We start from the raw sequence: 20,692 nt of genomic DNA, 5'->3' as shown, positions 1-20,692 counted from the left end.
TTTAGAATGCCCAAGGGCCTCTCATCGGTTGGTTAATTAATCGGTTAGCAGCTTCATCATTTACAAATTCTTGCGTATTGGAATCAAAATGCAAGGTCCTGTTCAGACGGAGGGCTGCAAGTCCTAAATTGACCAGTGTACAAGAATAATAACCATTTTCCTCATTCAACGCGAATTTTTCCCGCGTACGTACGGCCTCCACAAAATCGGTCACCTGTGGCGCTGGATCAGGATATTGCGCTAACTTGCGCTCCATATCCGGAATATCGGAAACAAAGCCACGATAAAGCTTTCCTTTTGGCCCTTCGATGTAGGCCTTTCCTACCTCTGTACCTTCGCCATCCAAAATAATTTGGCAACCGTCCGCATAGGTATAGGTGATCTTACGCCATGTGCCTACGGCATCGGAATGCTGTTGAGGCGCGTCTACCTCGATCTTGATCGGGCTTTCGCTATCCTTGCCTAAGAAATACTGAACCGGATCCAAATAATGCTGACCCATATCCCCTAATCCGCCACCATCATAATCCCAATAGCCGCGGAAAGTGAGGTGCGTGCGGTGTGCACTGTACGGTTTGTATGGGGCAGGACCTAACCACATTTCATAATCCAACTCCTTCGGGACCTGTTGAACGGGAAGGTTTGTTTTCCCAACCCAATAGAACTTCCAATCGAATCCAGTATGTTTACTGATGGTCACTTTAAGCGGCCAGCCCAACATCCCTGTATCGACCAATTTCTTGATTTTCTTAACCGGTACATTCATGCCGTAGAAATTGGCATCAAAACGGAACCACGTATTCAATCTGAAAATATTACCGTGCTGTTTTACAGCTTCTTTTACTTTTTTACCTTCACCGATCGTTCTGGTCATTGGTTTTTCACACCAAATATCTTTTCCTGAACGGGCAGCTTCTACAGCCATCAATCCGTGCCAGTGTGGCGGTGTAGCAATATGTACAATATCAACTTCTGGATTATTAATCAAGTCACGGAAATCATGGTGCTCCTTTACCCCACCACCAAGTGCTTTTTGGGCAATGGCCAAATGTCGCGTATCGACATCACAGATAGCAACGGTTTTCGTACCGGCATAGTTGAAATGTCCACGCCCCATGGAACCAACACCAATTACACCTTTAGTCAGGTGATCACTTGGCGCCAAGTACCCTTTTCCAAGAACAAAACGAGGAACAATGGTAAATGCTGCCGCCCCGATCAACGATTTCTTAATGAAATCGCGCCTAGAAGTATTATTTGTTTCTTTCATAATGGATAAGATTCATTTGGATATGACAAATGCATGCTTTAAAAGTCCTGCCATCATTCTTAATGTACTTGAAACTCCTAAAACACAAATTATCTTCCTATAAATTGTATTATCAGATTTAGTTTTACAATTCTATAAAAAGTTACGCGTTTTGACTTATTGTAATCGGTCAAATCTTTACTAATTTATGCCATATAAATTTAAAAATATTATAAAAGGTTTAAACAACCGTTTGCGTAAGTAAATTATTACGGAAATGAAGTAAAAGCCAATATCCCCACCTCAACTGCTAATCCTAATAGGATATTAACCACCGAAGCTGACCTTACATTTTAATTGACACTCTCTTATTAGGATAGCAAATTTCCCATTTATGCCCAAATAAGGACGTAAATATGGTAGTTAGGAAAAAGGTAATAAAAGCTTTTGAAAGCTCATTGATATCTCCTTTATGGAAATAAAAATTCCAAAACTAATCTTTCTGCCTGCGAAAACCGCCTTCGCTATAACTATTGCTAATTTTTCTTTTCATATTAATTTACGGTAAAGAATTGGTAACGCCTTGATTAATCCCCCTGAAATTTCTTACATTTAAGGATATAAAACAATAAAAAATGTTAATTGAAATAAATAGGAAAGACCAATTGGAACAATTGACCCTCTCCCAGGTTTGGGATATGGTCATCATTGGTGGTGGCGCGACAGGCTTGGGAACGGCAGTGGATGCTGCCAGCCGCGGGTTTAAGGTCTTATTGGTTGAAAAATATGATTTTGCTAAAGGCACCAGTAGCAAAAGTACCAAATTGGTGCACGGTGGAGTCCGCTATCTCGCCAATGGCGATATTAAATTGGTGATCGGTGCGCTACGCGAAAGAGGGTTAATCTTTAAAAATGCACCTCACGTCTCCTCTGCACAATCTTTCGTTATTCCCCTCTACTCTACTTTTGACAAGTTAAAATACCTCGTTGGACTCAAACTTTATGATTGGTTGGCCGGAAGCCTTAGGATAGGCAAATCAGTCCTATTATCCAAGAAAGAGGTCGTAGAAAAGTTGCCCCATATTAAACAAAATGGACTGAAGGGTGGGATTTTGTATTATGATGGACAGTTTGATGATGCGCGCCTTGCCGTGAACCTGGGTCAGACAGCAGTAGAGCATGGAGCCACTGTGCTGAACTATATGGAAGCAAGCGATTTCCATAAAAATGCAGACGGAAAAATCAATGGTGTTACCGTAAGGGACACAGAAACTGGACAGACCTATACCATTCAAGCTAAAACGGTTATCAATGCCACAGGAATCTTTGTGGATGATATCTTAAAATTGGATACGCCAAATCACAAGAACCTGGTTCGACCAAGTCAAGGCTCCCACATCGTTATCGATCAGAAGTTCCTCGATGGCCATGATGCCTTAATGATTCCAGAAACAAGTGATGGACGAGTATTGTTTGGCGTGCCATGGCATGGGAAAGTGCTGTTAGGTACAACCGATATTCCAATTAACGAACATGAAATAGAGCCAAGGCCCATGGAGGATGAAATCAACTTTATCCTTACTACAGCAGATAATTACCTGAATCCGGCACCAAAAAGGGAAGATATCCTAAGTATCTATGCAGGATTACGGCCTTTAGCTGCTCCCAAGGACAATGAGGAAAGCACAAAAGAGATTTCACGCGACCATAAACTCATCCACAGTGCATCGGGATTGATTACGATCACCGGTGGGAAATGGACAACCTACCGTAAGATGGCCGAAGAAACGGTTAATATGGCCATTTCTGTAGGAAAACTGAAGGAAGTCCCTTGTCGAACCAAACACTTGGCTATCCATGGTTCAACGCCTGATGTCTACCATGAACATTGGAACTTATACGGCAAGGATTATCAAGCGATCCAACAGCTTATCCAGGAGAATGAGAGCCTTCGTGAGCATTTGGTGGAAGGCTATGAATACAATGCTGCCGAGGTAGTTTGGGCATGTCGCTATGAGATGATCCGCAAGGTAGAAGATTTTCTGGCAAGACGCTGTCGGCTGCTCCTCTTGGATGCGAAAGCTGCAAAACAAGCTGCACCAAAAGTTGCATCATTGATGGCTCAGGAATTGGGCAAATCATCAGAATGGGCACAAAACGAAGTTAATCAATTCAATGAATTAGCAGATCGTTATCTGTTGTAATTCAAACCAATATAAACAAATAGAGAATGAAGGAATATATTGTTGCTTTAGATCAAGGTACAACAAGCTCACGCGCCATCCTTTTCAATAAGGCTGGCGAAATTGTCAATATCGCACAGAAAGAATTTCAACAGATCTACCCAAAATCGGGGTGGGTTGAACATGACCCTCGGGAGATCTGGTCAACGCAGCTTGCCGTCTTTACGGAAGCATTGGCGAAACATAAAACCAAATTGGATGCTATCAAAGGTATCGGTATTACCAACCAACGGGAGACTACTGTCATCTGGAATCGCCGGACGGGCGAACCCATCTACAATGCCATTGTTTGGCAGGACCGTCGGACAGCGGATTACTGTGCCCAGTTGATAAAAGAGGGACACCTGGAAACCGTGCAGGAGAAAACCGGTTTATTGATCGATTCTTACTTCTCCGCTACCAAGATCAAGTGGATCCTGGATAATGTCAAAGGCGCCCGCAAAATGGCGGAGCGCAACGAATTGGCCTTTGGCACCATAGATTCGTGGTTGATATGGAACCTCACCAATGGTGAGCAGCACGTGACTGACGTGACGAACGCTTCCCGCACCATGCTATATAACATTAAGGACCTCGGTTGGGATAAAGACTTGTTGGAGCTTTTTGATATTCCAGCATCCATCCTTCCGGAAGTTAAGAGCTCTTCGGAGATCTATGGCGAGACCTCCAAGGAATTGGGGTCGAAGTCCATACCTATTGCCGGTATTGCAGGCGACCAGCAGGCCGCACTATTTGGACAAATGTGCCTGAAAAAAGGTATGGCGAAAAATACCTACGGAACAGGTTGTTTCCTGTTGATGAATGTTGGCACGAAGCCTGTCAAATCAGAGAATAAACTGGTAACGACGATTGCCTGGAAGATCGGCAAGGAAGTCATCTATGCCCTGGAGGGCAGTATTTTCATCGGAGGAGCTGTTGTGCAATGGTTGCGCGATGAATTAAAGATCATCAAGAAATCCAGCGATATTGAGAAACTTGCAACCAGTGTAGAGAATACTGACGGAGTTTACCTGGTCCCTGCATTTGCGGGTCTTGGGGCGCCGCATTGGGATCCAAATGCACGCGGTACCATTTTCGGGATATCCAGGGGGACAACAGACGCCCATATTGCCCGTGCAGCCTTGGAAAGTATCGCCTATCAGACCCACGACATCCTGAAAGCGATGGAAGCAGATTCACAGACGAAGATCAAGGAACTGCGTGTGGACGGCGGGGCTACGGAAAATAAATTCCTCCTGCAATTTCAGGCAGATATCCTGAAGTCTACCGTTGTCAAGCCGGAAATCACAGAAACCACCGCCATGGGCGCTGCTTTCTTAGCAGGTTTGGCTGTCGGTTTTTGGGAGAATACCGCAGAATTGGAAGCCATTTGGAAAGAAGATAAACGCATTGATGCAGATAAATCCAATAAATTGACCAAGAATCTGGCAGAATGGAACCGTGCCATCAATGCCGTAAAATATTGGTCACAAAACCCTTAAAGAGAATTAAGATAAGCAACCTAAAATAAACCACTTATGACAGCATTTATTGCAGAATTGATCGGCACTGCCGTAATGATATTACTGGGGGGCGGCGTTGTTGCCAACGTCGTCCTGAAAGGGACCAAGGGCAATGACTCCGGTTGGATAGTGATTGCCACAGCTTGGGCATTGGCCGTCTTCGTTGGGGTCACCATCGCAGGTCCCTATAGCGGAGCGCATTTAAACTGTGCCGTGACAATTGCCAACCTCGCACTGGGTAAGATGGATTTGGCCACTTCCCTATCGTATATGGGTGCCCAGTTCCTGGGAGCCATGATCGGTGCCACATGCGTTTGGTTATTTTACAAAAGCCATTTTGATACAACAGATGATGCCGGCGCTAAACAAGCGGTGTTCTGTACCGCACCTGCCATCCGGAACTTACCTATCAACCTGTTTTCGGAAACCATTGCTACTTTTGTGTTGATCTTTACCATCCTGCATTTTACGGATGCGAAGTTGTCTGACGATTCCATTGTCGGCCTGGGATCCATTGGCGCTATCCCTGTTGCTTTTGTAGTCTGGGTGATCGGCCTATCCCTTGGGGGCACAACAGGATACGCCATCAATCCCGCTAGAGATTTGGGGCCACGTATCATGCATGCGATCCTACCGATTCAGAATAAAGCTGGATTTGATGCCGGATATGCATGGGTTCCGGTACTCGGACCAATTATTGGCGCACTTTTAGCGGTAGGTTTAAACACACTAATACACTAAAAAGAAATGAAAAAGGGATTCTTTAGGATATTGAACAAAATCAATCAGGCTATTTTACCAAAATATAGCAAGGAGGATCCTTCTAAATTAAGTAAGCTACAACAGGCTGTTGTAGCTTACCGATATTATGTGTTGATCCATTCCAAGGACTAAGTTTGCACTTGGTCTGGATTGGTTCCTTTCGGACTTTCACCGATAATCTTTACGATATTTGAAGGGAATACGACATTCTTGCCATCCAACACGTTCTTGATCTCTTCCCCTACTTCATTCTTGGTCGCCCAATACACTTCCCGATTAGCCCAAGCACGTACCGTCAATGTGATGCCGGATTCTTTAAGATCACCTACGATTACTTCTGCTTTAGGTTTTTCCAGTACCCTGGAATCAGCAGCTAACACTGCAAGGATAGCTTCACGGGCTTGCTTGATATTGGTATCGTAGGAAATCACCAATGAGAACTGCATTCTGCGGTAAGCAATCTTCGTGAAATTCTTGATAACAGAGTTCGCCAATGTGCCGTTCGGACTGAACACACGGATACCGTCATCGTCGATCAACGTGGTATACAGGAGGTCGATACGTTCCACCGATCCAGAAGATCCGTTGGCACTGGAGATATAATCGCCAACGTCAAATGGTCGGAACATCAAAATCAGGACACCTCCGGCAAAGTTTGACAAACTGCCCTGCAAGGCCATACCCACTGCCAAACCAAAGGCAGATAAAGCGGCAATAAAAGAGGTGGTCTGTATACCCATGGTATTGGCAACCGTTAATAACAGCAGCACATATAGGGTAATTTTAACCATGCTCTTGATAAACGAACGGATGGACATATCCACATTTCGCTTTTCAAACCGGCGATCAATGAAGCGCAACAGGAACTTGATCACATAACGACCGATAAATAAAATTAAAAAGCCGACAACGATGCTCGGCATTTTCAACAGGATGGAATCAAATAGTTTCTCCAAACTACTCTCCAGATTTGCAAACTTCATAGTGTGTAATTTTAATTTTCAAAATTATAAAAAAGGACAATATTAGCGTATTTGCCCTGAAAATTTTAGATAACTTTAACACATGAAAATCGCCTATTTCGACAATAATGCCACCACGCGGATTGATGACCTTGTTTTGGAAGCCATGTTGCCCTATCTGAAAGAACAATATGGCAATGCCTCCAGCGTTCAACATAAACTAGGTCGTCAGGGAAGCCACGCTGTTGAGCATGCAAGAATTCAGGTGGCCGAATTGATTCATGCTAACCCCAAGGAAATCACGTTTACCTCGGGTTCAACCGAGGCCATCAATACCGTACTGCGTGGTATAAGCAAATCCTATCGAACGATAGGCAACCGCATCCTCACCTGCGGAACGGAACACAAGGCTGTCCTGACAACTTGTGAGCAGCTTACGAAGGAAGGCATGGCCATCGATTTGCTGAAGGTCAATGGACTGGGGGAAATAGATCTCCAGGCCTTGGAAGATGCCATAGGACCGGAAACGGTGTTGGTATGCCTGATGGCAGCCAATAACGAAACGGGGGTCATTCACCCCTTGCAGGAAATTGCTGAAATCTGCCAACGTAAAGGTGTGCTGTTTTTCTGTGATGCTACCCAATGGATCGGCAAATTACCGCTGAACGTGGAGGAAACCCCGATAGATATCTTATGCCTTAGTGCCCACAAAATGCATGGGCCGAAAGGAATTGGCGCCTTGTATATTCGCCGAAAATCAAAACCCATACAGATTCCTGCGTTGATTTCAGGTGGTAAACAGGAACATGGCTTGCGTGGCGGAACCTATCCTGTACATCAAATTGTTGGGTTGGGAGAAGCAGCACATCAAGCGCAGCAAAAGTTTGAAATAGCGACCCTTCGGGATTATTTTGAAGCGGAATTGCTAAAGGCTGTCGAGGAAAGCAGTATCCCAACAAAAGGAGCGAATCGCCTTCCGAACACCAGCAATGTCCTGATCAAGCATGTGAAGACAGCAGAACTGATGACCAAGCTACCTCAAGTAGCCTTCTCTTCAGGATCCGCTTGTGTCTCTGGTGATCGGGATCCGTCCCATGTGCTCAAGGCAATGGGATATTCCGCTGAAGATGCCTATTGCAGTATGCGGTTCAGTTTCAGCAAATATACGGACCGCGAAGAAGTGGATTCCGCCATCCAACAGCTAAAAGAGGCCGTAGCAGCTATCCGAGCGCACTCCCCAATCTGGGAAATGTACAAAGACGGGTTAATATGACAGAAGTCAGATGATTTTTCAAAGAAGCTGTTAAGATTTTATGTAAATTTGCAAGTATACAATCAAAGGAGTTACGCATGGTTACCATTACAGATAAAGCAAAGGAACGTATCGATACGATCATGAGGGATGAAAACTACGACAGCAACTATTTCGTACGCGTGGCCGTGGAAAGTGGCGGTTGCTCAGGTCTTTCCTACAAACTGAATTTCGATAATGAGGAAAAGAAGGGCGATCAGTTCTTCGAAGATAACGGTGTCAAGATTTGCTTGGATATCAAATCCTACCTGTATTTGGCAGGGACTGAATTGGATTATTCCGACGGATTGAACGGCAAGGGATTTGAATTCCACAATCCCAATGCGTCCAGGACATGTGCCTGTGGCGAAAGTTTCTCCGTTTAAGACGACATATAAGACACAAAAGGCAGCCTAGTTGGCTGCCTTTTTTTGTTTCTCCCAGGCAATGATCAACCGGCTGACCATACCATAGCGTGCCATGCCTTCGGCTTGATTGTTATGGATCAGGTATTGGTTGTAAAACATCCCCGATAGTGTATTGATCCAGCCAGTATATTGCTGCCAATAGGCTTGATCCGCTTGCAGATCCGCTTTAACAGCTGCTGAAAACTTCAATTTGTACTCTTCAAACTTTCCTTTATCGACCAAATAGAGACTTCGCAAGAGGTAGGTGGAACTTTCCAAATATGCCGCATAAGCATACCATGGATTGGGATGGTCCTGCAACTTCACAAAACCTATAAAATTACATTCATCCTCAAACCCGATCCCCATCTGGTGGGATAGCTCATGGGCTACCGTAAAGGGATAGCTATGCAATGGCATATTGCCATTGACGTGCGCTTCGTTACTGAATGGATTAAAGTATCCCGAGACACCAAAATAGGATGCCATTACACCGACCAGCGGGTATTTCACTTTGACCTGTGTTTTGCTCAACATGGGAAATTGCGCATCTTCACGCATCAGCTGTTCTACCTCGATATTCGCGCTATCACGTTTCTGTTCACGCATATTGACTTGCGCACGAAGCTGATTGGCTTTGGCTATATGGTCGGCTAATATCGAAAGATGATCCTCGAGATACACCGTATCCACGTTAAGCTTCAACTGTTTACTGACAGGAATGCGGTAATAATTCATGGCCCATGCCACCTGAAAAAACAGGTAGACTGAAAAGAGCACGCCTAAGAACACCAAGAATCGCCGCATCGCCAACCTCCCCTGCCTGCGAAATAATAGGATAATCGGCTTCAGGAAAAGGATTAATAAAGTAGCGCCGAGCGATACATACAGCAGATCGCCAATGCTGAAAGGCAACCAGCCAAAAAGGATCTTCGGTAAATAGGCGTATACTGGATAGAACGATCGGCTATAACCATATTCAATCCAATCGGGATTTCCCTGAATCAAATTAACAGCTATCAGCAATATAAAAATGCTGATAAGCCAAATGACCAATGTCCTATTCCGCTGCCACATTAATCTTCGTTCTCGAAATATAGTTTGTAATAATTCATGCCCTTATCTTCATCATATCCCTTCTCCAAAAGTTCCCGCTTGCCATGCACATAGATATGAAAGTTCTTATCCAATTTCAACACAGATTTATAACTTGATGCCATTTTCTTCACCGCAGGTGCCGCGATATCAAAGTTGGATTGAAAGGGGGTATCGAATTCTTCCTCAAAATTACTCTTGTAATCCTTAAAGAGAGAAACTGCATCTGGATTTCCGATCACTTCCGTATTGAACTCCTCTTCATCGAACGTTTCCTTGGATTTAAAGTAGTTCATCGACCGATTCAACAAGTCGATCTTATCGGCTTTATCCATATCGAAAACCTCATCGATCTTCTCGTTCACAAAGTTCTTGTACACCTTCATGATGTTTCCCGTTTGTTGGAAATTATCATTGCGCGTTCGTAATTTCAGGAAATCATCTTTCCAGTACACGGCCTCAGAACCATTGGTCTGGTCAACACAGAGTACTTTATAGCCTTCTTCTTCCTCTACATTTACAATGACCACTCCTTTGTCCAATTTGTTGATATTGATGGCTTTTTCCTCATAATTCACATCCAAGCCAGAAGCCTCGGAATACACCTTGAGGTAAGCTTCTTTATTTTCCGATTTGAAGATACCGATCGCTTTATGGTCCTCTCCTTCCATCTGTATATTATCCAATGCCACAATATAGAGCTCTCCGGATTTGATCTTCGGATGTTCGGTTACCTCGTACAGGTATTTCGCGATATCCTTTGAAAAATCAATGAATGGCTTTTCACCGGCAAAATACTGACGTGCGAAATAATATACTTCATTGAGGTCCAATGTATCGTTGGGGTGATAGAAGCGGTAAACCTCATTGGCCTTCGAAAAAGGCTTCATAAAATACTGCATCAGTAAATCAGCAAGAATTTCGTCCCGATGTACATCCACTTCTTCTTCCGAAAGGGTAAAATACTCGTCCTGGCTTTTATTGCCGACATGATGAATGATCAAATGTTTGAAATCTGCGTCTTGATGAAATAACATAATAATATTTTAAAAATCGTATAAATCTATTGCTGTCCTGTAGGTGTTGACATGGGCATTGACGATATCCTTGATATGTACAGAGTATCCGCCGCCCATACTGACCTCCACGGGAATCTGAAAATCCCTGCAGGCTCTAAATACCAATTCATCCCGCTTCCGACAACCTTCCGGCGTCATATTGAACTTCCCCAATTTATCGGTCGCCAGCACATCCACTCCGGCTTGGTAAAATACAAATTCGGGCGCATAGTCCTGGAATAACCGAGGCAGTTCACGCGCTAAAAGTTGTAGGTATTCCTGATCTGCCACGCCATCAGGCAGCCCGATATCTACATGCGACTTCCCCTTATGAAAAGGGAAATTTCGCTCGCCATGTATGGAAAAAGTAATGATATCCGGATGATCGGCGAAGATATGGGCAGTTCCATTCCCTTGGTGCACATCCAGATCGATGATCAAAATCCTTTTGGCGATCCCTTGATGGTGGAGATATGCCGCAGCAACCGCTTGGTCATTGAACAGGCAGAATCCTTCCCCGAAATCGCGACCAGCATGATGGGTCCCTCCGGCCGTATTAAAAGCAACACCATGTTCCATCGCCGCAAAGCAGGCTTGAATGGTGCCGTCTATGAGGTAGAGCTCCCGATCAACCAAACTGGCGGACATGGGAAAACCAATCCTACGCTGCATCTTCGGATCCAAGCGCAGACCCAACATATCCTCCACATAGGTGGCATCGTGCGCAAGCTTGACTATTTCCTTGTCGACCAGACCAGGTTCAAAAAACTGATCCCTTGTGACCAATCCTTCATAGAGCAATTGCGCTGGTATCAACTCATATTTCAACATCGGAAAACGATGTCCTTCTGGTAAAGGATGGATATAAGCTGTATGGTGTGCTATTTTTAACAAGGACTGAATTTTGAAACGAAGATATGGAAATCCTATTTCAATTCGGAATCGGGAATCCAAAATATCAGGTTCTTGGTATTCTCATTTCATTAACTTATCTTTAATATGACAGAACTTGCTGTCTACCATTATAAACTTTGAAAAGGAGGAATCATGTTCCATAAAAGAAACAACTCCTCAAAAAGCCAAACAAACCCATCGGGAAAGGCGCATCCATTTATTAAACGAATCAAAGCGCAGAGCCGTGCTGTTCGGAAGATCAGTCTTCTACAGGCCGTTCTGAACGACTTGAAGGTTAATAACTTCGTTTTTAGCAACAATTGATTCGAATTGAAAACGAAAAGTGCAAACTGCTGTTATTATTGTATGACCATTTAGAAAAAACAGCATATGACCATCGACATTGATTCATTATTGGGAGCCGAAATTGTTAGGACAGAAGAGGATTCAAAGACTCAGACTTTATATGTTACCCTTTTGCTGGATGTAGAAGGACAGGACAACGAGTGCCGCTTGCAATTCAATCAAGTGACCCATTACTCCCGTTCTGAAATCAGTTATGAGGGCTATCCTGTGATCTTGGAAATCTCCGAGGAGGTACAGGATATTGATAAAAACTTTGACATAGACCACTCGCGGAAAAGATTCAAAATCGACACCACCAGTGGAATAATAGTTTTGGAATTCGGATCCTATGAAATTGTGGATTAACCCAGAATTTCCGTTACATTTACTTAAAAATTCCCCTAGTGTATATCGACATCCATACCCATAATCATGCGGTTCCCGATCAGGGCATTTTTACACTGCCCAATGTCATTGTTTCCAAAGATTACATGACGCGCACGCCGTGTACTGCGGGTATCCACCCTTGGTATATCGATACTGATTTTGAGAAGCAGTTTGAGGTTTTGGAAATGTATGCAAATAAACCCGGCGTTCTGGCCGTTGGGGAATGTGGGCTGGATAAATTGACGGCTACCCCATGGGAACGGCAGCAAATGGCCTTTGATAGGCAGATTGAATTGGCCAATAGATTGAAGAAGCCATTGGTGCTGCATACGGTCCGTTCCTATAGCGAAACATTGGCCGCATTACTGGGAAAACACAATGCAGTTCCTGTAATGATGCATGGCTATGCCAAGCATTGGGAACTCGCAAAAACGCTCTTGAGCAATGGATTTCACCTTTCTGTTGGGTCTCACATCCTCAAAGGTGGAATGGATGAATTCATCAAAGCGGTTCCATTGGACCGCATCTTCTTGGAGAGCGATGATAAAAATTCAAAAATCTCTGAAATTTATGCGTATTTTTGCCGCGTCAGAAAGCTGCCTCTGCAGCAACTGAAGCAGCAGATCATGCTGAATTTCAAGCAGGTTTTTAATTATACAATAGAAGAATGATGGATTTATCTTGGCTCTCACGCACCGAAGCCCTAGTCGGTAGAGAGGCATTGGAAAAATTAGCAAACGCACATGTGATGGTTCTTGGTTTAGGTGGTGTCGGGTCTTTCGCCGCAGAATTTATTGCGCGTTCCGGAGTTGGGAAAATGACCATTATCGATGGTGATACCGTGGATCCCAGCAACAGAAACAGACAGTTACCGGCATTGGCGACCAATCATGGTGTTGCCAAGGCTGAAATCATGCGAGAACGTCTTTTGGCCATCAATCCCGAACTGCAGCTCAACGTGGTTCAGGAATTTGTAATGCCACAGTCCATTCCCGGGTTACTGGAATTGCAACCGGATTACTGTGTGGAAGCTATCGATAGTATCACGCCAAAATTGTTCTTCATCCGTCGCGCGATAGAATCGAAAATCCCATTTGTGAGTTCCATGGGTGCAGGCGGAAAATTAGATCCTACGAAAATCCGGATCGCCGATATTGGCAAAACCTTCAATTGCAAACTGGCACAGCACATCCGTAAAAAACTGAAAAAACATGGCATTCGTAAAGGGGTCAAAGTGGTGTTTTCCACCGAATTACCCGATAAGGAATCCCTTTTGTATACAGATGGCAGCAACTATAAGAAATCTGCCTATGGCACGATGTCTTACCTGCCTGCTGCATTCGGTGGTGCATTAGCCTCCGTGGCCATTCAAGATTTAATGGCAAAAGAAAATTAGTCAAAACTAAACATAAGAAAGCGGGGTTGAACGTGTTCAACCCCGCTTTCTTATGTCATTAATGCTAAATCTACCCTTCGAGTTGCTCGTGGGACATTTTGCCCACCACAACTTTTAGCATATCCTCTGTCCCAAGGTATTTCTGCGCCATATCCATCACTTGATCCGCTTGGATATGTTGAACTACCTGTGCATAATAATCGTAATAATCCAGGGTTAACCCCGAGAAATAAACGGATTTGAATTTGTCAACATGGGAAAAGATTGATTCCAAACTCCCCAGCATACCGCCCAGCATATAATTCCGTACCAATTCAAGTTCAGCTTCCTTAACTTTCTCTTGTTGCAGGCGTGTGGACTCCAAGGCAATCTGATGTAGGGTATCTTCAGTATGTTGAGCACCGACATCTGTTACCACCGAGATAAATCCGGCATGGTTTAAATTCGCCACCATGGAACCGATACTGTAGGTGTATCCCTTATCCTCACGGATATTGCTCATCAATCGCGAACCAAAGAACCCGCCGAATAAGGTATTGGTGAATTGCAGGGCAGGATAATCTACATGTGATCTCTGGATCCCCAATTTCCCCATGCGGATGGAGGATTGTAAGGCGCCAGCTTTGGCGGTGTATACCAATCCCGTTGCTGGAGAATTCTGTGGAATATAAAGTGTTGTTTCGATTGTTGATTCAACTTGCCATTGCTCTTCAAAGTAGGTTCGGAAAGAATGCATTACTTCTTCCGTAATATTACCCGACAGAAAGAGGGTTGCATTGGTTGGCTGGATCTGTTGTTTGTACAGGCGTAGAATATCTTCACGCTCTAAATTTTTAAGGAGTTCATCCGTAACATACTGTCCGTAGCGGGTTTCCCCGAATATACCCTTATAAAATGTTCGGCGAGCTATAAAGTCTGTTTTCTCCAAGGAGATTTGCAGGCTCTGCCTATTGTTCCGAATATAGGTATCAAGTTCCTGCTGCGGGACTATGCTATTATTCAGCACATCGAATACAATCGGCAAAACGGCATCCACATGCTTCTTGAGCGTATATAACGTCAGTGCATTTTGGTCAAAACTAAACTCAGGCACCAGGTATGCCCCATAAAAATCGATCTTTTCGGCAATCTGCGCGCTGTTATAGGTTGGTGTCCCTTCCTTCAGCATCGAACTCAATGCGGTATTCCTTACTGGATTCTCAGGTTGTCCGAAGATATTGTTGAACACAAATTCAGCCTTGATGAGTTCCTGTTCCGGAGCGCGGAACACAAATACACGCAATCCATTGGCGAAAATCAATTCTTCCGGTCTTTCGATCTGCATAATATCGATCCCATGCAGTGCAGGAGCTTCTTTTCTATTTAGCATCTTCTACCCTTTCTTTGGCATGGTAATATAATGTTGAGGAGTTTGTGTGCTGGAAAGTTTCCTTTGCCACACGCATAATATCCCATTCATTGATCTTTAAATAATTATCAACTTCTTGATTGTACAGTTCCGCATCGCCCAACAACTCATAGTATCCTAGATTCATGGCTTTATCCAAAATGGACAACTCTGCGAAAACCAATGTCGATTCGATCTTGTTCTTTACCTTGGTCAGTTCCTCCCTGGAGACTTCCTCTTTGCTGAGTGTATCCAGCTCTTTCCAGATTGCCTTTTCGGCATCTTCCAAAGACACGCCTTCAATAGGTTTACCTTCGACTACGACCAGGTTCTGATCTAAACTTCCCACCACATAGGCATTGATCTCGCTGAATAACTGCTGATCTTTGACCAATCGTCGGTACAATCGTGCGGATGTTCCTCTGGCCAAGATGTCTGTAATCAGATCGATGGTCTGGTAATCCGGGTGCAAACGATCCACGGAATGAAAGGCGATATACAGGGCATCCACAGGAACATCGGCATGGACATGTTTCAAACGAGCTTCTGTCTGCGCAGGCTCAACAGGAAGAGAACGTAGATTAGGCTCGCCACTAGGGATATCGCCGAACCATTTTTCTGCCAAATCCTTCACCTCCTCCAATTTCACATGCCCCGCAATGGTTACTATGGCATTGTTCGGCCGATAGAATTTCGCAAAGAACGCCTTGACATCTTCCATCTTCGCATCTTCGATATGCTTGATCTCCTTGCCAATGGTCGCCCACTTATAGGGATGGACCTTATACGCCAATTCGCGCAATTTAAGCCACACATCACCATAAGGCTGGTTCAGATAGCGTTGTTTAAACTCTTCGATCACAACATTTCGTTGCACCTCCAAACCCTGTTCATTAAAGGCTAAACCCATCATGCGATCAGATTCCAACCAAAATGCTGTTTCCAAGTTATTGGCGGGCAAGGTGATGTAATAATTGGTGATATCGTTTGAGGTGAACGCATTGTTCTCACCGCCAACCCGCTGCAGGGGTTGATCATAGTTCGGGATATTCATCGACCCACTGAACATCAAATGCTCAAAAAGGTGCGCAAATCCCGTTTTATCCTCCTGTTCATCTCTCGCGCCGACATCATATAGGATGTTCATGCAGGCCATCGGGCTATGTGGATCTTCGTGTACTAAAAAGCGAAGTCCATTTGCAAGAGTGAATCTTTCAAATTTTATCATGTAGTGTTCTAAGGTAAAAGACTAAACCCAATTTACGCCCTTCTTCAATAAGGATAGGGTTTCCTCCTCCAAGGAGCCTGGCTCGACCTGGAAATTATAGAACCAATTCGCCTGTTCCGGCAAACTCATCAAAATGGATTCAATTCGGCCATTGGTCTCCAAACCGAATTTTGTTCCTGCATCATAGACCAGGTTAAACTCAACATAACGGCCACGACGCAATAATTGCCAATTCTTCTCGCGCTCGGAATAGGCTTTATCCCGATTCCGGTTGACCAATTCCGAATATACTTTCGGAAATAATCGACCCAGGTCGCAGGAGAAGTTGAAGATTTCCTCTTCGGAAACGCCTGCTTTCTCGGGGGTCAACTTATCATAAAAGATACCGCCGATCCCACGTGTTTCCTCCCGGTGCTTAATGAAGAAATAGTTATCGGCCCATGCTTTAAAATCGGTGTAGAAACTATCCTTATAGCGATCACATACAGCTTTAAGCTCCCTATGGAAATACTGGGCATCTTCTTGTTGGATATAATGCGGCGTCAGATCAATCCCACCTCCGAACCAACGGATCTCCGAATTGAGCTCAAAATACCGGATATTCATGTGAATAATGGGTACCCATGGATTGTTGGGGTGAATAACGATAGATACTCCTGTAGCGAAAAACTCGTCTTCTTCCACACCAAACGCTTTTTTAATGGGCGCAGGCAACTGTCCATGTACTGCAGAGAAATTTACGCCACCCTTTTCCAGGATATTTCCATGCTGAATGACACGGGTCCTTCCCCCTCCTCCACCTTCACGTTCCCATAATTCTTCTTGGAAGGTCGCTTTCCCATCCAATTTTTCCAGGGCTTGTGTTATCTCATCCTGGATTTCCTTATATTTTTCGGCAATGATTTCCTTGCTTATCATTATGTTAGTTTATCGGTCAATTTACGAACCGCAGATGCGGCCGGTTCCTGTTTGTATAATATGTTGTAGACGGTATTGCAAATGGGCATCTCCAATTGATGCTGAAGAATAATATCCTGGATGCAATCTGACGCAAAGTAGCCTTCCGCCACCATGTTCATCTCCAATTGCGCTGACTTGACACTGTAGCCCTTTCCGATCATTGTCCCGAAAGTTCTATTTCTACTGAACTGGGAATATGCCGTAACCAAGAGGTCACCCAAATAAGCGGACTTATTGATTTCCCTGGGTTGCGGATCGATTGCATTTACAAAATATTCCATCTCCCGTATGGCGTTTGAAATCAGAACGGCTTGAAAATTATCTCCATACCCCAAACCGTGGCAGATACCACCAGCCAAGGCATAGATATTTTTCAATACGGCGCCATATTCCACCCCCAATAGGTCATTGGATTCAACGGTCTTGATGTAATGACTCTGGAAATATTGTTCGACCGTTGCGGCATTTGCGGTATTCTTTGAGGCAAAAGTCAGGTAGGAAAGTTTTTCCAAGGAAACTTCTTCAGCATGGCACGGCCCACCAATTACGACGGTGTCACCCAAGCCAACATCAAATTTGCGGTTCAAATATTCACCGACAATCAATTTTATGGATGGTACGATCCCCTTTATGGCGGAAACCATGAGCTTTCCTTTAAAATCTTCTGGTGTTAAGTCCTTAAGGGCATCCTCCAAATAGGCAGCTGGTGTATTAAGAATGATGATATCCGATGCGGCAAAAACTGCTTTCACCTCGGCCACCAATTGAACTTTCTCCAATTTTATTTCTACGGCACTTAAATAAGATGGATTGTGGCGATACTGCTTTATGTAATCAATATCTTCCTCTTTACGGACCCACCAATGAATCTGCTTCTCGATGGCGTTATCCGTTAACATCTTTATCATTGCAGTAGCCCAACTTCCACTACCGATTACACCAATATGTATCAAATTACCCCTCCTTTAATGGTTATAAGAAACAAAGATACCAATATTGAAGCGAATAGGATAGTGTTTTAACAGCGTTTTTACAGCATCGGATGGGATTTGCAAAAGATTGCAATCCTGAGCCGGATTACCTTTCTAGTGTTGAGGTTCCTAACTCGGCTATTCGTTATGTTACGATTCAAATTACATTCTGTAATCAACAATTGGTAACATCCTAACGCATTTCAACTCTATATTGTTTGTTTTAAGAAATTTTCTTAAAAATTCCTATTATCAATACATTAAGTTAATATTATGAATTTTCGATGGTATACTTTTGTTCATATTTTTTGAAAAACATACAAGCGTCTAGCTGTTTAAAAACGTCGAAATGAAAAATTTAAATTTACAGGAAACCTACGTTTCCCCAGAAGTTTTGTGGACCATCATCAAACTTGAAGAAAGCATTGCCGCTGGATCCATCACCGTAGAGGCAGGTGGATTGGGCGATAACCCCCTAATTGAAGAATGGGAAGATTCGGAAGAGGATAAATATAAAAATTTTGACCTATAACCGATTTCATTCCAATTATCAACTCATAAACAACAAAGCAAATGGGAAAGAACAACATCTTAAAAACATACCTAAAATTTGGCGTCCTTAGTTTAACGATATTTCTGGGTGCCTGTAACAAGGATACCAAAGAATCAGTTACTGAGACAATTATCACAGCTGGAAAAGGCGATAGCAAAATTGCCTTTATCATTGATGGGATAGAAAGTTCAAAGGAGGCACCTGCGAAGTCATCAAAGGGAGTCACCTCAGGCGGTGAGGTAATCTTGGCAAATAGCAAAATTGTCAGTGTTGGGGATATGGATTACCTAGTAACCATCTCGGAAAAGAACACTACCGGATCCGGAAGGAAGACGGTCGACAGCCGATCCAAGCACAGCTCAGGAGCACCCTCCGCTATTAGGAATACTGAAAACATACGTCAGGGCAGAACTTACCGTATCGTGCTTTTCAATACGGATGCTCAGGGCAACCCAACAACTGTCCACGCGCAAGCCGAAGGAACGGTGGGAAATACCAGCCTACAGATCCAAGCCGATGCGGATCGCAAATACAGATGGTATGCTTATACCTACAACAACACTTCAACTATTCCGGCATTCAATGCTACATCGGGTACCGTTCCTGTCCTACCTTCGGGAGACAGTCAATCGGGCAGGCAAGATTTTGCTTATGCATCCGGCCTCATTACCACATCAGAAACTGAAGATAATAATATAACGCGGATCGTTTTCACCCGAAAGACTGCTTTATTCGAAGTCGAAGTGAACAGCAAAGGGATGTTTTCGCAGTTGAGAGGATTCAGTCCAATGATCAAGAGCAACAGTGGCGTATTTAGAACCGAATTTAGATTACTGGACAGTACACATACTGCTTTTTCCAGCGATTTACCTGGAGGATCGATAAAGAATTATACGTCGGATAGAGATAATGTATCCGTGGGAGTCGACTCTGTAGTCACCCCAAACACCAAGTGGCGATTTAAATTTTACAGTCCTGCAGATGGGCAGACCGCAAGTTCTTTGGTCGTTTCTGCCGATACGATCAAACTACTTGGCATCCAGGTTAAGGCAAGCGATGGATTGGAGCTAAATTCAGCTCGCGATTTCTTCGATAAATCTTTCCCTTTCCCATCTTTTGTACCGGAACCCGGAAAAATCTATCGGATTTCACTAAAATTGATCGAATCACCCATTGTTGTTGGAAATACCAAATGGGCGCGCGGGAATACGTGGCGCGATGGCGATGGACTTGTTACACCAGAAGGATTCAATGAATATATGATTCGGTTCGATAACCCATTATACGAATCCAGGTATGTCGTACCGTTCACCGATTATTTTACAGATGATATCTATGATGTAGTAGATGGACGAAATATCTGCCGATTGATCTATCCACGTGACACATGGGATTTACCAACGCAACAGGATTTTAGAGATCTGGCCGCTTATACCAACAAATCTGTAATAGTATTACGAAACAGCTGGTTTTTACGCGTAATCCCTACCGTTCCAGCTCAGGGTGCTCCATCCTATCCAAATGGATTCCTTGATTTTGTACCCGTTGGTTACCAAACGACTCTGCAGGGATATGTCTATGATTACTACCCAAACAGTACGAATTATCCCTCTACTGTAGGATATTACAGAACTAGGACCATGGGAACATTCGCACAATTCTTATATTCAAATAATCCTCAGGCCCAAATCATTCAAAATGTAAGCCGAAATTCTTACACTTACGCGCCGGTCCGTTGCGTAAGAAGACAATAATATCACCTGACAAGACCAAATAAATCCGTGCATTTATTTACTATGGGGAATCCTCGTTCTTAGGAACGGGGATTTTTTCGTACTCACCTACCCGGAATCTGCCCGACCCGCACTAATTTCTCCGCATATAACAAACAACCTTAACGCATATTAAAATAAATTAAAGCAGAATGGTGAATTCCAATTATCGTTCTCGATTTAACGAAAACAAACATAAAATTCTGAAAATCAAGTAGTTTTACCAATTA

20 protein-coding genes are annotated in these 20,692 nt (G+C 43.8%); 11 read left to right on the top strand and 9 right to left on the bottom strand.

Translation table 11 applies throughout. From position 1 onward, the window contains the following. Position 1: 1 nt before the first annotated feature. Positions 2-1,270 (bottom strand): Gfo/Idh/MocA family oxidoreductase, encoded by a 1,269-nt coding sequence (locus tag G6N79_RS10065; protein ID WP_103907197.1) that lies wholly within the window; start codon positions 1,268-1,270, stop codon positions 2-4. Positions 1,271-1,884: 614 nt separating this feature from the next. On the opposite strand from G6N79_RS10065, the gene G6N79_RS10060 reads away from it, so the two are divergent. Genes G6N79_RS10060 through G6N79_RS10050 form a run of 3 tightly spaced genes read left to right on the top strand, consistent with a single transcriptional unit; the run spans position 1,885 to position 5,735 of the window. Continuing rightward, entirely contained in the window at positions 1,885-3,453 is a 1,569-nt protein-coding gene (locus G6N79_RS10060) for a glycerol-3-phosphate dehydrogenase/oxidase (RefSeq protein ID WP_200818822.1), read from the top strand. A gap of 26 nt (positions 3,454-3,479) precedes the next feature. Beyond that, the gene (gene glpK, locus G6N79_RS10055) at positions 3,480-4,973 is read left to right on the top strand and encodes a glycerol kinase GlpK (protein ID WP_103907196.1); all 1,494 of its coding nucleotides are present in this window, start codon (positions 3,480-3,482) and stop codon (positions 4,971-4,973) included. A gap of 36 nt (positions 4,974-5,009) precedes the next feature. Next, positions 5,010-5,735 (top strand): MIP/aquaporin family protein, encoded by a 726-nt coding sequence (locus tag G6N79_RS10050; protein ID WP_103907195.1) that lies wholly within the window; start codon positions 5,010-5,012, stop codon positions 5,733-5,735. Positions 5,736-5,884: 149 nt separating this feature from the next. Here the strand turns inward: G6N79_RS10050 and G6N79_RS10045 are convergent, their stop codons facing one another. Then, positions 5,885-6,739, bottom strand: a complete 855-nt coding sequence (locus G6N79_RS10045; protein ID WP_103907194.1) for a mechanosensitive ion channel family protein — start codon at positions 6,737-6,739, stop codon at positions 5,885-5,887. An 82-nt stretch (positions 6,740-6,821) separates the two neighbouring features. Here G6N79_RS10045 and G6N79_RS10040 point away from each other — a divergent pair, with 82 nt between their 5' ends. Both G6N79_RS10040 and G6N79_RS10035 read left to right on the top strand, forming a co-directional pair. Then, positions 6,822-7,991 (top strand): cysteine desulfurase family protein, encoded by a 1,170-nt coding sequence (locus G6N79_RS10040; RefSeq protein WP_234993238.1) that lies wholly within the window; start codon positions 6,822-6,824, stop codon positions 7,989-7,991. Between the two features lie 77 nt (positions 7,992-8,068). Continuing rightward, positions 8,069-8,395: a HesB/IscA family protein gene (locus tag G6N79_RS10035; RefSeq protein ID WP_103907193.1), complete on the top strand. Its 327-nt coding sequence runs from the start codon at positions 8,069-8,071 to the stop codon at positions 8,393-8,395. 27 nt (positions 8,396-8,422) lie between these two features. On the opposite strand, the gene G6N79_RS10030 is transcribed toward G6N79_RS10035, so the two are convergent. The 3 genes from G6N79_RS10030 to G6N79_RS10020 form a co-directional block, all read right to left on the bottom strand. Continuing rightward, positions 8,423-9,424: a DUF3810 domain-containing protein gene (locus G6N79_RS10030; protein WP_160003785.1), complete on the bottom strand. Its 1,002-nt coding sequence runs from the start codon at positions 9,422-9,424 to the stop codon at positions 8,423-8,425. Between the two features lie 68 nt (positions 9,425-9,492). Further along, a complete protein-coding gene (locus G6N79_RS10025; RefSeq protein WP_103907191.1) occupies positions 9,493-10,548 on the bottom strand; it encodes a nucleoid-associated protein in 1,056 nt (351 codons plus the stop codon). Positions 10,549-10,557: 9 nt separating this feature from the next. Further along, a complete protein-coding gene (locus G6N79_RS10020) occupies positions 10,558-11,463 on the bottom strand; it encodes a histone deacetylase family protein (protein ID WP_200818821.1) in 906 nt (301 codons plus the stop codon). A gap of 153 nt (positions 11,464-11,616) precedes the next feature. Here G6N79_RS10020 and G6N79_RS10015 point away from each other — a divergent pair, with 153 nt between their 5' ends. The 4 genes from G6N79_RS10015 to G6N79_RS10000 all read left to right on the top strand — a co-directional run bounded on the left by G6N79_RS10015 (position 11,617) and on the right by G6N79_RS10000 (position 13,591). Continuing rightward, complete coding sequence (locus tag G6N79_RS10015; RefSeq protein ID WP_160003783.1) at positions 11,617-11,787, top strand: hypothetical protein; 171 nt, start codon at positions 11,617-11,619, stop codon at positions 11,785-11,787. 66 nt (positions 11,788-11,853) lie between these two features. Then, entirely contained in the window at positions 11,854-12,174 is a 321-nt protein-coding gene (locus tag G6N79_RS10010) for a hypothetical protein (RefSeq protein WP_103907189.1), read from the top strand. 38 nt (positions 12,175-12,212) lie between these two features. Beyond that, complete coding sequence (locus G6N79_RS10005; RefSeq protein ID WP_103907188.1) at positions 12,213-12,866, top strand: TatD family hydrolase; 654 nt, start codon at positions 12,213-12,215, stop codon at positions 12,864-12,866. Then, the gene (locus tag G6N79_RS10000) at positions 12,863-13,591 is read left to right on the top strand and encodes a tRNA threonylcarbamoyladenosine dehydratase (RefSeq protein ID WP_103907187.1); all 729 of its coding nucleotides are present in this window, start codon (positions 12,863-12,865) and stop codon (positions 13,589-13,591) included. Before G6N79_RS10005 ends, G6N79_RS10000 begins: the two co-directional genes overlap by 4 nt. A gap of 70 nt (positions 13,592-13,661) precedes the next feature. On the opposite strand, the gene G6N79_RS09995 is transcribed toward G6N79_RS10000, so the two are convergent. Genes G6N79_RS09995 through G6N79_RS09980 form a run of 4 tightly spaced genes read right to left on the bottom strand, consistent with a single transcriptional unit; the run spans position 13,662 to position 18,119 of the window. After that, the gene (locus G6N79_RS09995) at positions 13,662-14,960 is read right to left on the bottom strand and encodes a M16 family metallopeptidase (protein ID WP_103907186.1); all 1,299 of its coding nucleotides are present in this window, start codon (positions 14,958-14,960) and stop codon (positions 13,662-13,664) included. Continuing rightward, a complete protein-coding gene (locus G6N79_RS09990; RefSeq protein WP_103907275.1) occupies positions 14,950-16,206 on the bottom strand; it encodes a M16 family metallopeptidase in 1,257 nt (418 codons plus the stop codon). The genes G6N79_RS09995 and G6N79_RS09990 overlap by 11 nt, the downstream gene beginning before the upstream one ends. 21 nt (positions 16,207-16,227) lie before the next feature. Next, complete coding sequence (gene hemF, locus G6N79_RS09985) at positions 16,228-17,124, bottom strand: oxygen-dependent coproporphyrinogen oxidase (RefSeq protein ID WP_103907185.1); 897 nt, start codon at positions 17,122-17,124, stop codon at positions 16,228-16,230. Next, positions 17,124-18,119 (bottom strand): NAD(P)H-dependent glycerol-3-phosphate dehydrogenase, encoded by a 996-nt coding sequence (locus G6N79_RS09980; RefSeq protein ID WP_262508103.1) that lies wholly within the window; start codon positions 18,117-18,119, stop codon positions 17,124-17,126. Before G6N79_RS09980 ends, hemF begins: the two co-directional genes overlap by 1 nt. Positions 18,120-18,486: 367 nt before the next feature. Here G6N79_RS09980 and G6N79_RS09975 point away from each other — a divergent pair, with 367 nt between their 5' ends. Together G6N79_RS09975 and G6N79_RS09970 are read left to right on the top strand one after the other, a co-directional pair. Beyond that, on the top strand, positions 18,487-18,669 hold the full coding sequence (locus G6N79_RS09975) for a hypothetical protein (RefSeq protein WP_103907183.1): 183 nt from the start codon (positions 18,487-18,489) through the stop codon (positions 18,667-18,669). Between the two features lie 41 nt (positions 18,670-18,710). After that, positions 18,711-20,444, top strand: a complete 1,734-nt coding sequence (locus tag G6N79_RS09970) for a hypothetical protein (RefSeq protein WP_103907182.1) — start codon at positions 18,711-18,713, stop codon at positions 20,442-20,444. The last annotated feature ends 248 nt before the right edge of the window (positions 20,445-20,692 follow it).

The organism is Sphingobacterium lactis (genome assembly GCF_011046555.1).
In the GTDB taxonomy this organism is placed as follows: domain Bacteria; phylum Bacteroidota; class Bacteroidia; order Sphingobacteriales; family Sphingobacteriaceae; genus Sphingobacterium; species Sphingobacterium lactis.
This window is presented reverse-complemented; position numbering and strand designations above follow the sequence as displayed.